Below are 13,015 nucleotides of genomic sequence, written 5' to 3' on the forward strand. Positions count from 1 at the left end.
CCGCTCAGGGGCTGCCCGCCGCTCAGGGGGTGGGGGTCGCCACGGGGTGGGTGACGGGTCCGCCGGTGGCGGTGGGTGGGTCGGTGGGGCGGGGCGGCCGGGTCGGGGTGGGCTGGGCGGTGGGGCTGGGCTGTGCGTGGCTGGGCGTGGGCTGGGGGGCCTGTGGGCTGGGCGTGGCCGGGTCGGGACCGGGGCCGGGTGCGGGGGCGCCGGTGGCGGCGGGTGCGCTGGGGGCGCGGGTGGGGACGGTCGTGATGAGCCCGGGGATGGTGGCGCTGGGTGCCACGGCGCCGGGGGGCGGGGTGGCGCCGGCGCCCGGGGCGGTGCTGCCGCCGGGGGTGGGCCCGTTGTCGGTGCCGGGGTCGTCGTGTCCGGTCTGCAGGTCGAACTGCCGGGTGGGGGTGCCGTCGAGGGCGGCGGCCGTGTAGGCGGTCCAGATCTTGGTGGGGATGGCGCCGCCGTTGATCCGGGTGAGTCCGGCGGTGCCGGCCAGCGGCTCCTTGGCGTGGGTCTTCGGGTTCTCCCGGAACAGGCCGACGGTGGTGGCGAGTTCGGGGGTGTATCCGGCGAACCAGGCGGAGAGGTTGGCGTCGGTGGTGCCGGTCTTGCCGGCGGCGGGGCGGCCGAGGTCGAGGGCGGCGGCGCCGGTGCCGCGCGGGCTGACGACGTCGCGCAGGACGTCGGTGACGGAGTCGGCGATGCCGCGGCCGACGGCGTCGGTGGGGTTGTGGTCGGGCGTCTTGGGAACGTCGACGGCGCCGCCGGGGTTGACCCGTTCGAGCTTGAGCACGGACCACGGGGCGTGTGCCTGGCCGTGGTTGGCGAGGGTGGCGTAGGCACCGGCCAGGTCGAGGGCGCTGGGCGTGGCGGTGCCGAGGGTCATCGAGGTGTTGGCCGGGTCCATGCCGCGGACGCTGTCGGGGATGCCGAGTCTGACGGCGGTCTCCCGGACGCGGGCGAGTCCGGCGTCGACGCCCTCCTGCGCGTACACGGAGTTGACGGACTTCACCATGGCGTAGCGCAGGGTGATGCTGCCGTAGTCGGTGCCGTCCTCGTTGGGCGGGGCGTACGGGGTGGGACCGCCGGTGACGGGGCGTTCGCTGGTGCCGTCGTAGCGGGACTCGGTGGTGATCGGGCGGCCGTCGAGGGTGTGCTGGGCGATGAGGCCGGCGGCGAGGTCGATCGGCTTGAAGGTGGAGCCGATCTGGTTGTCCTGGCGCAGCGCGTCGTTGTAGGGCTGTTTGGCGTAGTCGGGGCCGCCGTAGACGGCGACGACGCGGCCGGTGGCGGGTTCGACGGAGGCTCCGGCGACCCGGACGTCGGTGTCGGTGGTGGGGCGGGACTTGGGGTCGAGGTCTGCGCCGAGCTCGTCCTGGACGGCCTTGACGAAGGCGTCCTGCCGGGGCTTGTCGAAGGTGGTGGTGATGCGCCAGCCGCCGGCCTTGAGGGTGGCGGCGTCGATGGTGCCGGAGGAGATCAGGTAGTCGTCGGCGACGCCGACCAGGTAGCCGGCCTGGCCGGCCAGGCCGGTGGTGGGCTGGGGCTCGATCGGTTCGGGGAAGGCGGTGGCGGCGCGGTCGGCGGGGGTGAGGAAGCCGAGCTGGACCATGCCGTCGAGGGTGTAGTTCCAGCGGGCGACGGCCTTCTCGCGGTTGGCGGGGGTGGCGGTCCTGACGTCGTAGAGGCTGGGGGCCTGGAGCAGCGAGGCGAGGTAGGCGCCCTGGCCGAGGGTGAGACCGGAGACGTCGACGCCGTAGTAGGCGTGGGCGGCGCTCTGGATGCCGTAGGCGCCGCGGCCGAAGTAGCTGCTGTTGAGGTACCCGGCCAGGATGTCGCGCTTGTCACGCTGCTGGTCGACCTTGAGGGCGATGAGGAGTTCGCGGCCCTTGCGCTCGATGGTCTTGTCCTGGGTCAGGTAGTAGTTCTTGACGTACTGCTGGGTGATGGTGGAGCCGCCCTGCATGCCCTTGCCGAGCAAGGTGTTCCAGCCGGCCCGTGCCATGCCCTTCAGGTCGATGCCGCGGTTCTGGTAGAAGGTGCGGTCCTCGGCGGAGACGACGGCCTGCTGGGTCTGCAGCGGGATCTGGTCGATGGTGACGTCGGTGCGGTTGACGGCGCCGGTGCGGGCGATCTCGGTGGTGCCGTCGGCGTAGAGGTAGATGTTGTTCTGGGCGACGGCGTGGGCGTTGGCGTCGGGCACCGGGACGATGACGTAGAGCACGGCGAAGCCGCCCACGGCGAGCAGGAAGAGCGCGGTGAGGGTGCCGAGGAGGACCCTCCAGGTGGGCAGCAGCCGGCGCCAGAGCGGGAGGGCGCGGCGGGCCTCGCGGCGGGCGGCCCGTTTGGCCTGGCGTCTGCTGCTCAAGGTCATGCCGCGATTATGTGCTATTTGACGTCCGGTCAGCGGTGTGTCGGGGTCTGACGTGCGCCGTTGTGCGCTGTGAGCGCCGCTGTTCGCGCCGGGGCGTGTGCGTACTGACGACCGCTGGAAAAACGGGTGCGGGCCGTGGGGGTCGGAGGTACGGTGAAAGATGCGAACTTCATAGCGCACCCACTTCGGCAGCTCCGCCCGCCAGGCCCGGCACCCCCGGGTACGGCCGGTCGGAGCCACTGGGGCGTGTGCGGACGCGTGCGGGCACCCGTGTGCCCGCATTTGTCGACAAGGAGACAATATGCTGAACGCTGCCCCCGCCGGGGCGAGGCCTCCCGATCCCCGGGCGGCCCTGACCGCCTCCCTCGGGCTGTACGCGGCCGTCGCCCGCGGCGCCTTCCGCCGCTACTCCACCTACCGGGCCGCCACGCTGGCCGGCATCTTCACCAACACCGTCTTCGGCTGCATCCTCGCCTACACCTTCGTCGCGCTCTGGCGGGCCCGGCCCGGTCTCGGCGGCTACGACCTGACCCAGGCCGTCACCTTCATCTGGATCTGCCAGGCCCTGATGCCCACCACGGCGATCTTCGGCGGCGGCTTCGAGAACGACCTCCAGACGCGGTTCCGCAGCGGCGACATCGCCGTCGACCTCTACCGGCCCGTCGACTTCCAGGGCTGGTGGCTCGCCAGCGACCTCGGCCGGGCCGGCTTCCACCTGGTGGTCCGCGGCGGGGTGCCGCTGCTGGCCGGATCGCTGGTCTTCCACTTCCGGCTGCCCGAACGGCCGCTGACCTGGCTGGTCTTCCTGTTCTCCGTGCTGCTCGCCGAGACGGCCAGCTTCGGGCTGCGCTTCCTGGTCGCGCTCACCGGCTTCTGGCTGCACGACTCCGACGGGGTGCGCTCGGTGACCCTGGTGGTGACGATGTTCCTCTCCGGGATGCTGCTGCCGCTGACGCTCTTCCCCGGGTGGCTCGGCGACCTCGCCCGGGTGCTCCCGTGGGCGGCGCTGGCGCAGGTGCCCGCCGACCTGTTCCTGGAGCACGCGACCGGCGCGGCCGTGCTCGGGCCGCTCGGCTTCCAGCTCGGCTGGGCCGCGGCGCTGCTCGCCGCCGGGCGCGGGGTGCAGGCGCTCGCGACCCGCAAGGTGGTGGTCCAGGGTGGCTGACCCCGGTCTGATGCGCTCCGACCCCGCCCGTTCCGACCTCACTCCTTCCGCTCCGGCCCGCGTCCGCTGGGCCGTGCGCTCCTGGTGGTTGTGCGCCGCCATGTGGACCCGCTCGGTGATGTCCTACCGGGCCTCCTTCACGATGATGCTCGCGGCCAACCTGGTGATCGCCTTCCTCGACTTCGCCGTGATCATCCTGATGTTCCGGCACACCGCCACGCTCGGCGGCTGGACGCTGCCCGAACTCGGCTTCCTCTACGGCACCTCCGGCTTCGCGCTCGGCATGGCCAACCTGCTGGTCGGCAGCATCGACGCGCTCGGCGACCGGATCAGGACCGGGACGCTGGACGTGATGCTGATCCGGCCCGCCCCGGCCCTGGCCCAGCTCTGCGCCGAACGCTTCTCGCTGCGCCGGATCGGCCGGCCGGTCCAGTCCGCGGCGGTGCTGGCCTGGTCGCTCGCCGCCCTGGACGTGCCCTGGACCTGGGACAAGGTCCTGCTGGTGCCCGTCCTGCTGCTCTGCGGCACGGCCATCTTCTGCGCGATCTGGGTGGCCTTCGCCTGCCTGCAGTTCTGGTGGGGCGAGGCCGGGGAGCTCCAGAACTCCTTCACCTACGGCGGCGGCCTGATGCTGCAGTACCCGCCGACGGTCTTCGCCAAGGAACTGGTGCTCAGCGTGGTCTTCGGCGTCCCGCTGGCCTTCGTCAACTGGCTGCCCGCCCTGCACGTCCTCGGGCGGCCCGACCCGCTCGGCCTGCCCACCGCCTTCCAGTACGCCTCCCCGCTCGCCGCCGCCCTCTGCGTCGCCGTCGCCGGGCTGGCCTGGCGCGCCGGACTGCGCGCCTACCGCGGCACCGGCAGCTGAACTCCCCCCGCCCTCAAGGAGGTTCCAGGTTCCATGGCACTGATCGAACTCCAGGACGTCCGGCGCAGCTTCACCGTACGGGCCCGCGCCGGCCGGTTCAGCCGCACCAAGCGCGAGGTGCGCGCGGTGGACGGGCTCAGCTTCGACGTCGAGGCCGGCGAGTGCGTCGGCTACATCGGGCCCAACGGCGCCGGCAAGTCCACCACCATCAAGATGCTCACCGGCATCCTCGTCCCCAGCTCCGGGCGGCTGCGGGTCGCCGGGGTCGACCCGGCCCGCGAACGCGTCGCGCTGGCCCGCCGGATCGGCGTCGTGTTCGGCCAGCGCACCACCCTCTGGTGGGACCTGCCGCTGCGCGACTCCTTCGAACTCGCCCGCCGGATCTACCGCATCCCGGACCGGCGGTACCGCGAGAACCTCGACCGCTGCGTCGAACTGCTCGACCTGGGCGAGCTGCTGGACACCCCGGTCCGTCAGCTCTCGCTCGGCCAGCGGATGCGCGGCGACCTCGCGGCCGCACTGCTGCACGACCCGCGGGTGCTCTACCTGGACGAACCGACCATCGGCCTGGACGTGGTCAGCAAGGCCAAGGTGCGCGAGTTCCTGCGCGAGGTCAACCGCGACCGGGGCACCACGGTGCTGCTCACCACGCACGACCTGACGGACATCGAGCAGCTCTGCGACCGGGTCATGGTGATCGACCACGGCCGGGTGGTGTACGACGGCGGGCTGGAGGGCCTGCACGCCACCGGGCGCAGCGAACGCACCCTGGTGGTGGACCTCGCCGGGGCCCGGCCCCCGATCGAGGTGGCCGGGGCCCGGGTGGTCAAGGTCGAGGGGCCGCGCCAGTGGCTGGCGTTCCCGGCGCAGCAGAGCGCCGCGCCGATCGTGGCGGCGGTCGCGGAGCGGTACCCGCTGGTGGACCTGTCGGTGCGCGAGCCGGCCATCGAGGACGTGATCGCGCGGATGTACGCGGAGGTCCCGATCGGCTGACGTCGGCCGCCTCCCCCGGAGGGATCTCCTCCCGGCCGCCGTGCCGCGTACGGCGGCCGGGAGCGCGGTCGCCGGACGGGAGCGTGGTCGGTGGGCGGCGGAGTGGTCGCCGGCCGGTGGCGTGGTCGTCGGCAGCGGCGTGGTCGAGGGGCGCGCGCCAGGGGGTGTGAGGGGCTGTCGGGGAGGGTTCGTCGCGGATGCGGGGCGTGTGATCGCGAGGCACGCCCCCGTCCGCGCCGGGCACCGGGCAGACTGGCGGGGTGAGTGACGAAGCCTTCAGCGGGACCGGCCCCGGGGTCCGGTTCACCGCGGCCGACGAGCAGAAGAGACGCGGCGTCCGCCGGATGAAGACCATCGCGACCGGCCTGCTGGCCTTCGCGAGCCTGGTCTTCGCCCTCGCCACCTGGGCCAAGGCGGAGGGAGCCGGCGCCTGGGCCGGGTACGTGGCGGCCGCGGCCGAGGCGGGCATGGTCGGCGCGCTCGCCGACTGGTTCGCGGTGACCGCGCTGTTCCGCCGCCCCTTCGGCCTGCCGATCCCGCACACCGCGATCATCCCGACCAAGAAGGACGCCTTCGGCCGGTCGCTCGGCGACTTCGTCGGCGAGAACTTCCTCTCCGGCCACGTCGTGCGCGGGCGCCTCGCGGCACTCGGCATCGGCCGCCGGCTGGGGGAGTGGCTGGCCGCGCCGGGCAGCGCCGAGCGGGTCACCAAGGAGGCCTCGGCCGCGCTGCGCGGCCTGCTCGCGGTGCTGCGCGACGACGACGTTCGGGCGGTGGTCGCCGAGGCGGTGACCCGACGGGCCGCCGCCACCTCGGTGGCCGAGCCGATGGGCCGGATGCTCGGCAAGGTGGTGGCCGACGGCGGGCACCACGGCGTGGTGGACCTGGTGGCCGTCCGGGCGCACGGCTGGCTGACCGCCAACCACGAGGACGTGGTGCGGAAGGTGACCCAGAAGACCCCGGGCTGGACGCCCAAGTTCCTCGACCACCAGGTCGGCGAGCGGGTCTACAAGGAGCTGCTGCGCTTCGTCACCGACATCCGGGACGACCCGGACCACCCGGCCCGCGGCGCGATCGACAACTTCCTCGCCGACTTCGCGACCGAGCTGCAGACCGACCCGGAGACCATCGCCAGGGTCGAGCGGGCCAAGGGGGAGATACTGGCCCGCCCCGAGGTGCAGGACCTGATCAACTCCACCTGGACGGCCGTGCGCACGCTGGTGATGGGCGCGGCCGAGGACGAGGACAGCGAACTGCGCCGGCGCATCCGCGAGGGCGTGCGCCGCTTCGGCGAGCGCCTGGCCACCGACGCCAAGCTGCAGGCCAAGGTGGACGGTTGGCTGCAGGACGCCGCGCAGTACCTGGTCGACACCTACCGGGCCGAGATCACCTCGCTGATCTCCGACACGGTGGCCGGCTGGGACGCCGACGAGGCCTCCCGGAAGATCGAGGCCAACGTGGGCCGCGACCTGCAGTTCATCCGGATCAACGGCACCGTGGTCGGCGCCCTGGCCGGACTGCTGATCCACACCGTGGCGGTCGCGCTCGGCGGCTGAGCCGCGCCGCGGCCTATGCTTGCCAGCACTGTCGGAACGCGCGTAGACGCGCGGAGAAGGAAGAAGGGCACCGCCGTGGTCCAGCCGGACGGAAGTCGGATCGGAAACCCCGCCACCAGCACCTTCGGTGCCGGTGGCAAGAGCGGCATCGAGGCGTTCATCGCCGGGATGCCCAAGGCGGAACTGCACGTCCACCACGTCGGCTCGGCCTCGCCGCGGGTCGTCGCCGAGCTGGCCGCCCGCCACGCCGGGCAGTCCAAGGTGCCGACCGACCCGGCCGCGCTCGCCGAGTACTTCACCTTCACCGACTTCGCGCACTTCATCGAGGTCTACCTGAGCGTCGTGGACCTGGTCCGGGACGCCGAGGACGTCCGGGCGCTCACCTACGGCGTGGCCGAGGACATGGCGCGCCAGAACATCCGCTACGCCGAGCTGACGATCACCCCGTACTCCTCGGTCAACCGCGGCATCCCCGAGGTCGCCTTCATGGAGGCGATCGAGGACGCCCGGGTGCGCGCCGAGAAGGAGCTCGGCGTGGTGCTGCGCTGGTGCTTCGACATCCCGGGCGAGGCGGGTCTGGAGGCGGCCGAGGTGACCGCCCGGCTGGCCACCGAGCTGGCCCCCGAGGGCCTGGTCAGCTTCGGCCTGGGCGGCCCGGAGATCGGCGTGCCGCGCCCGCAGTTCAAGCCGTACTTCGACCGGGCCCGGGCGGTCGGCCTGCGCAGCGTCCCGCACGCGGGCGAGACCACCGGGCCGGAGACGGTCTGGGACGCGATCCGGGTGCTCGGCGCCGAGCGCATCGGGCACGGCACCCAGGCGGTCAAGGACCCGGCGCTGGTCGACCACCTGGGCGAGCACCGGATCCCGCTGGAGGTCTGCCCCACCTCCAACATCGCCACCCGGGCCGTGGAGCGGATCGAGGACCACCCGATCAAGCGGATGGTGGACGCGGGCCTGCTGGTGACCGTCAACAGCGACGACCCGCCGATGTTCGGCACCGACCTCAACACCGAGTACGCGGTGGCGGCGCGGCTGCTCGGGCTGGACGAGGCCGGGGTGTCGGCGCTGGCCCGGAACGCGGTCGAGGCCTCCTTCCTGGACCAGGCGGGCAAGAAGCGACTGGTCGCCGAGATCGACACCCACCTGGCGGCCTGGCAGCAGGCCTAGCCTCGGCGTTCCCCCGGGTGAACCGCCCCGTCGGCTGCTGCCGGCGGGGCGGTTCGGCGTTCGGGGCCGTACGCCGTCCGGGTGATGGCGCCAGAGTGGTGCCATGAATGGCTCGACATGGCGCCATCGATGTGCCATGCTCTGGGCATGGACCTCACACCGTACGTCGAGAACCTCCGGAACGAGCTCGCCGTGGCCGCCGCCGCCGGCGGGGACGAAGCCCGCGCGCTGGCCGACCGGCTGACGCTCCCGCTGGAGTCGGCCGTGCGGCTCACCCTGCTCAACGCGCTCTCCGCCGCCATGGGGGAGGTCACCCGCGACCTCGCCCCCGGCTCGGTGGACGTGCGGCTGCGCGGGCTCGACCCGGAGTTCGTGGTGACGGCGCCGCCCGGTGCCGAGGGCTTCCACGGCGACGCGCCGGTGGTGGTGCCGCCGATGGTGCCGCCCGTGGTGCCACCGGTGGTGCCGCCGGTGACGCCGCCCGTGGTGCCGTCCGGCTCGGCGGAGTCCGACGAGAGCGGCACCGCCCGGATCAACCTGCGTCTGCCCGCCCACCTGAAGGCCCGGGCGGAGGAGGCCGCAGGGCAGGAGGGCCTCTCCCTCAACGCCTGGCTGGTCCGGGCCGTCGCCGGCGCGCTGGAGGTCGGTCAGTCGGCCGCCCGCCCGACGGCCGACCTCGGCCTCCGGCCGGCCCCGCGCAGCGCCGGCGGCCAGGGCTTCACCGGTTGGGTCCACTGACGCCTCGGCGCCACCCTTCCGCACCACCTGACTTCCGCACCACCTGACTTCCGCATCACCTGATCTTCTGCACCACCTGACCTTCTGCACCTTCGACGTCACCCCCGCTCCGACCAGCGGGAACACCCACACGAGCCAAGAGGACGGGACAGCCATGCCTACGTACGAGACCGACGGACCGATCTCCGCCTCCATCGAGTTCGAGATCGGCGCGGTGTGGATCACCGCCGGCAAGCGCGCCGACGCCGTGGTCGAGGTCCGGCCCGCCAGCGCGGCCAGGGAGGCGGACGTCAAGGCCGCCGAGCTGACCCAGGTCGACTTCTCCGGCGGCCGGCTCACCCTCAAGGGCCCCAAGCAGCGCACCGTGTTCTCCAGCAAGAAGGGCTCGATCGAGGTCCGGGTCGAGCTGCCGGCCGGCTCCCAGGTGCACGCCGAGTCCCCGATGGCGGACTTCGTCGTCGAGGGCGCGCTCGGCGACTGCCGGCTGAAGACCTCCATGGGCCGGATCCAGGTCGACCGGGCCGAGAGCGTGCGGCTCAAGACCGACATGGGGGACATCCGGCTCGGCGCCGTCGCCGGGGACGCCGAGGTGTCCGGCTCCGGGCGGATCGAGATCGGCACCGTCGGCGGCGTGCTGACGGTCAAGAACAGCAACGGCGACACCGAGATCGACGAGGTGCGCGGCGAGCTCTCCGCCAACGCCTCCAACGGCCGGATCCACGTCGGCGCCGCCGGGGCCGGTGTGGAGGCCAAGTCGGCCAACGGCCACCTGAGGGTCGGCAAGGTGGTCCGCGGCAAGGTCAACCTGCAGACCAGCGTGGGCGACGTGGAGGTCGGCATCGCGGAGGGCACGGCGGCCTGGCTCGACGTGCACAGCAAGTTCGGCGCCGTCCGCAAGTCCCTCGGCGAGGTGCAGGGTCCGGGCGACGCCCGGGAGACGGTCGAGGTCCTCGCCCGCACCCAGGTCGGCAACGTCATCATCCGGAGGGCCTGATGGCCGCGATCTCGGCGATCGGACTGACCAAGTCCTACGGGGACAAGGCGGTGCTCCGGGGCGTCGACCTGGAGATCCCGGCGGGCAGCGTGTACGCGCTGCTCGGGCCGAACGGGGCCGGCAAGACGACCACCGTGCAGATCCTCTCCACCCTGATCCCGGCCGACGGCGGGGTGGCCCGGGTGGCCGGGCACGACGTGGTCGGGCAGGCCGACGCGGTGCGGAAGGCGATCGGGGTGACCGGCCAGTTCTCGGCGGTGGACAACCTGCTCACCGCCGAGGAGAACCTGATGCTGATGGCCGACCTCAACCACCTCCGCCGTCGGGAGGGGCGGAGGCGGGCCGAGGGCCTGCTGCGGCGCTTCGAACTCACCGACGCCGCCCGGAAGCCGGTCGTCACCTTCTCCGGTGGCATGCGGCGCAAGCTCGACCTGGCGATGACGCTGGTCGGCGACCCCGAGGTGATCTTCCTCGACGAGCCGACCACCGGACTGGACCCGCGCAGCCGGCGCACGATGTGGGAGATCATCCGCGGGCTGGTCGCCGACCACGGGGTGACGATCTTCCTCACCACGCAGTACCTGGAGGAGGCCGACCAACTCGCCGACCGGATAGCCGTCCTGGACGGCGGCCGGATCGTGGCCGAGGGCACGGCCGAAGAGCTCAAGCGGATCGTCCCCGGCGGGCGGATCCGGCTCCAGTTCGCCGACGCCCGTCGACTGGGCGACGCCGCCGAGCTGTTCGACTACGCCGTCGCCGACCGGGAAGCGCTGCGGCTGGACATCCCGGGGGACAACTCCGTCCTGACGGTGAAGGCCGTCCTGGACACCCTCGACAACGCCGGGGTGCAGGCGGAATCGCTGGTCGTGGAGACGGCCGATCTGGACGACGTGTTCCTCACACTGACCGGGGAGGGAGCGCGATGAGCGCGACGAGCGCGACGAGCGCGACGAGCGGACTGAGCGCGACGACGGGCTACGCGCTCAGCGACTCGCTGACCATGCTGCGGCGGAACCTCAAGCGCGCGCAGCGCTACCCGGCGATGACCTTCTCGGTCGTGCTGATGCCGGTCATGATGCTGCTGCTCTTCAACTACGCCTTCGGCGGCGCGCTGGGCGCCGGCATCGGCGGCGGCAGCTACATCGACTACGTGACGCCGGGCATCGTCCTGATGACGGCGACGGCGGGGTCGGTCGCCACGGCGGTGGGCGTCTGCGTCGACATGACGGAGGGGATCGTCAACCGCTTCCGCACGATGGCCATCTCGCGCTCGGCCTTCCTCGCCGGGCACGTGATCGGCAGCGTCATCCAGACGGTGGTCGCGCTGGTGCTGGTGACGGCCGCGGCCTTCGCCATGGGCTTCCGGACGACCGCCGGACCGCTGGAGTGGCTGGCCGCCGCCGGTCTGCTGCTGTTCGTGACGCTGGCCCTCACCTGGATATCGGCCGGGATCGGGCTGGTGTCCAAGACACCGGAGAGCGCCAGCAACACGCCGCTGCCGCTGACCTTCCTGCCCTTCATCGGCAGCGCGATCGTCCCGCCGGACTCCATGCCGACCGTGCTGCGCTGGTTCGCCGAGTACCAGCCGTTCACCCCCGTCATCGAGACCCTGCGCGGCCTGCTGACGGGCACCGGGATCGGCAGCAGCGGGTGGAGCGCCCTCGCCTGGTGCACCGGTTTGACGCTGCTCGGCTACCTCTGGTCGAGGAGCGTCTTCCACCGGCGGTGACGGGGGTACGGCCGGTGGGCGGCGGCCCGGGTGACGGAACCACCGTCGCCCGGGCCGTAGCGGCCGTTCACGGCAGGCCGACGGGTGTGCCGCCCGTAGTAAAGTCCGGGCAAAGGTTTCACCCCGGGGGAGCACATGGCGGCGGCTACGTGGCACAGACGGATCGAATGGTGGTTCAGGGGTGCCGCGCTCCTCGCCTTCCTGTCGTACCTGGTGGGTCACCAGGCCTCCCGCTCCGGCGGTCTGGTCGAGGTCGAACGCTGGCTGAACCACCCGGTGCTGCTGCTCGGAGCGGCGGCCGTGATGCTCATGGTCTCGATGCTGGTCCAGTTCGAGTTCCGGGAGCGGTGGGCGCAGCTCGGCTGCGCCGCCATCCTGTCGCCGCTCATCATGGTTGCGGTGGCGATCGGGGCCGTGACGTACTTCCTCGGCAGTGACGGCCGGCTCATGGAGCGCAAACCCGAGCCCGGCAACCCCGAGCACGTCCTGACCATCACCGACCTCGCCTGGTCCATCGACCCGATCTACCGCGTGGAACTGCTGACCGGCAGCGGCTGGACGGCCCGCCACTGGTACCTGGGCACCTGGGAGGACGGCGAAGGCTTCCTGCGGGCCGAATGGTCCGGTGCGAACCTGATCGAAGTGATCACGACCCACGAGATCAGGGAGTACGCGGTGAAGCAGGACGGCCGGCTGAGCGAGCCGAAGGTCACGCCCCGGTAGGGGGCGTTCGGCCGGGCCGCGGGTGGCCGCCCGGCCACCCGGGGCCCGCCGGGGCGAGCGGCTACCAGCGGTCGATGCCCATGGTCCTGGCGGCGCTGTGGATGGCGTTGTAGTGGGCGATCGACATGTCGGACTTCTTCTGGCCCGCGGGCAGGTACTTGTCCGCCGCGCGGAACTCGTCCCGCGCGGCGGCGAGCAGGCTGGTGCCGTAGGAGACCGGGACGTCGTTCTTGCCGTGGATCGGGTGCGACTTGGCGGCGGTCTGGCTGCCCGCCTGGGCGAGGATGCTGCGGGCCTGGTTGTAGGCGTCGGCCTTGACCGTCTTCGGGTTGGCGGGCCGGGCCGGTGCGCGGGTGGCGGTCCGGGCCTGTTCGGCGGCCGTGGCGACGGGGGCGAGGGCGGCCGTGAGGGCGCCGGCGGCGACGAGGGTGACGAGGGCGTTGCGGACGGTCCGGTGCATGCGTGTTCCTTCCGTGGAGAGTCTCAAGGATTCGCCTCCGCCAGGGACTTGGGAGATGGTCGGAGTGCGAACGTCTCCGCCCTACCCCGGCTGTCGAGAGCGGAAAACCCGCTTCCGGGCGGTTCGTCCGCAGGCGATCGGATCAGGCCTTTTCTGGGCCAGAGCCGGAACCTGCGGGAGCCGCGCGAACGGTTCCCGTTCCTCGCCCCCTCGGAGCTCGCCGAGGCCGAGGCCGAGGACGGCAGCGGCGAGGA

General features: G+C 72.6%; 12 protein-coding genes. 10 read left to right on the forward strand and 2 right to left on the reverse strand.

All coding sequences use genetic code 11. The annotated features are described in order from the left end of the window. Positions 1-22: 22 nt before the first annotated feature. Positions 23-2,371, reverse strand: a complete 2,349-nt coding sequence (locus ACIRD3_RS23075) for a transglycosylase domain-containing protein (RefSeq protein ID WP_402219681.1) — start codon at positions 2,369-2,371, stop codon at positions 23-25. A 301-nt stretch (positions 2,372-2,672) separates the two neighbouring features. Between ACIRD3_RS23075 and ACIRD3_RS23080 the strand changes: the two genes are divergently transcribed. The 10 genes from ACIRD3_RS23080 (at position 2,673) to ACIRD3_RS23125 (ending at position 12,301) form a co-directional block, all read left to right on the forward strand. Further along, the gene (locus ACIRD3_RS23080; protein ID WP_402219683.1) at positions 2,673-3,536 is read left to right on the forward strand and encodes an ABC transporter permease; all 864 of its coding nucleotides are present in this window, start codon (positions 2,673-2,675) and stop codon (positions 3,534-3,536) included. Positions 3,537-3,546: 10 nt separating this feature from the next. Next, entirely contained in the window at positions 3,547-4,401 is an 855-nt protein-coding gene (locus ACIRD3_RS23085; protein ID WP_402219984.1) for an ABC transporter permease, read from the forward strand. Between the two features lie 33 nt (positions 4,402-4,434). After that, the gene (locus ACIRD3_RS23090) at positions 4,435-5,394 is read left to right on the forward strand and encodes an ATP-binding cassette domain-containing protein (protein ID WP_402219685.1); all 960 of its coding nucleotides are present in this window, start codon (positions 4,435-4,437) and stop codon (positions 5,392-5,394) included. Between the two features lie 260 nt (positions 5,395-5,654). After that, a complete protein-coding gene (locus ACIRD3_RS23095; RefSeq protein WP_402219687.1) occupies positions 5,655-6,950 on the forward strand; it encodes a DUF445 domain-containing protein in 1,296 nt (431 codons plus the stop codon). A gap of 99 nt (positions 6,951-7,049) precedes the next feature. After that, positions 7,050-8,117 (forward strand): adenosine deaminase, encoded by a 1,068-nt coding sequence (locus ACIRD3_RS23100; RefSeq protein WP_402219986.1) that lies wholly within the window; start codon positions 7,050-7,052, stop codon positions 8,115-8,117. A gap of 147 nt (positions 8,118-8,264) precedes the next feature. After that, positions 8,265-8,855, forward strand: coding sequence for a toxin-antitoxin system HicB family antitoxin (locus tag ACIRD3_RS23105; RefSeq protein WP_402219690.1), 591 nt, complete (start codon positions 8,265-8,267; stop codon positions 8,853-8,855). 154 nt (positions 8,856-9,009) lie between these two features. Beyond that, positions 9,010-9,849 carry a DUF4097 family beta strand repeat-containing protein gene (locus ACIRD3_RS23110; protein WP_402219693.1) on the forward strand — a complete coding sequence of 280 codons (840 nt, stop codon included), beginning with the start codon at positions 9,010-9,012 and terminating at the stop codon, positions 9,847-9,849. Next, positions 9,849-10,775, forward strand: a complete 927-nt coding sequence (locus ACIRD3_RS23115; protein ID WP_402219695.1) for an ATP-binding cassette domain-containing protein — start codon at positions 9,849-9,851, stop codon at positions 10,773-10,775. Before ACIRD3_RS23110 ends, ACIRD3_RS23115 begins: the two co-directional genes overlap by 1 nt. Next, the gene (locus ACIRD3_RS23120) at positions 10,772-11,578 is read left to right on the forward strand and encodes an ABC transporter permease (protein WP_402219698.1); all 807 of its coding nucleotides are present in this window, start codon (positions 10,772-10,774) and stop codon (positions 11,576-11,578) included. The genes ACIRD3_RS23115 and ACIRD3_RS23120 overlap by 4 nt, the downstream gene beginning before the upstream one ends. 135 nt (positions 11,579-11,713) lie before the next feature. Next, the gene (locus ACIRD3_RS23125; protein ID WP_402219700.1) at positions 11,714-12,301 is read left to right on the forward strand and encodes a hypothetical protein; all 588 of its coding nucleotides are present in this window, start codon (positions 11,714-11,716) and stop codon (positions 12,299-12,301) included. Positions 12,302-12,362: 61 nt separating this feature from the next. On the opposite strand, the gene ACIRD3_RS23130 is transcribed toward ACIRD3_RS23125, so the two are convergent. Next, a complete protein-coding gene (locus tag ACIRD3_RS23130) occupies positions 12,363-12,761 on the reverse strand; it encodes a hypothetical protein (RefSeq protein ID WP_402219702.1) in 399 nt (132 codons plus the stop codon). Positions 12,762-13,015 lie beyond the last annotated feature (254 nt).

Source organism: Kitasatospora sp. NPDC093550, assembly GCF_044764985.1.
GTDB lineage: Bacteria > Actinomycetota > Actinomycetes > Streptomycetales > Streptomycetaceae > Kitasatospora.

Coding starts and splice junctions, on each gene's coding strand:
- ACIRD3_RS23075 (WP_402219681.1), bottom strand. CDS start 2,371: ATGACCTTGAGCAGCAGACGCCAGGCCAAACGGGCCGCCCGCCGCGAG.
- ACIRD3_RS23080 (WP_402219683.1), top strand. CDS start 2,673: ATGCTGAACGCTGCCCCCGCCGGGGCGAGGCCTCCCGATCCCCGGGCG.
- ACIRD3_RS23085 (WP_402219984.1), top strand. CDS start 3,547: ATGCGCTCCGACCCCGCCCGTTCCGACCTCACTCCTTCCGCTCCGGCC.
- ACIRD3_RS23090 (WP_402219685.1), top strand. CDS start 4,435: ATGGCACTGATCGAACTCCAGGACGTCCGGCGCAGCTTCACCGTACGG.
- ACIRD3_RS23105 (WP_402219690.1), top strand. CDS start 8,265: ATGGACCTCACACCGTACGTCGAGAACCTCCGGAACGAGCTCGCCGTG.
- ACIRD3_RS23110 (WP_402219693.1), top strand. CDS start 9,010: ATGCCTACGTACGAGACCGACGGACCGATCTCCGCCTCCATCGAGTTC.
- ACIRD3_RS23115 (WP_402219695.1), top strand. CDS start 9,849: ATGGCCGCGATCTCGGCGATCGGACTGACCAAGTCCTACGGGGACAAG.
- ACIRD3_RS23120 (WP_402219698.1), top strand. CDS start 10,772: ATGAGCGCGACGAGCGCGACGAGCGCGACGAGCGGACTGAGCGCGACG.
- ACIRD3_RS23125 (WP_402219700.1), top strand. CDS start 11,714: ATGGCGGCGGCTACGTGGCACAGACGGATCGAATGGTGGTTCAGGGGT.
- ACIRD3_RS23130 (WP_402219702.1), bottom strand. CDS start 12,761: ATGCACCGGACCGTCCGCAACGCCCTCGTCACCCTCGTCGCCGCCGGC.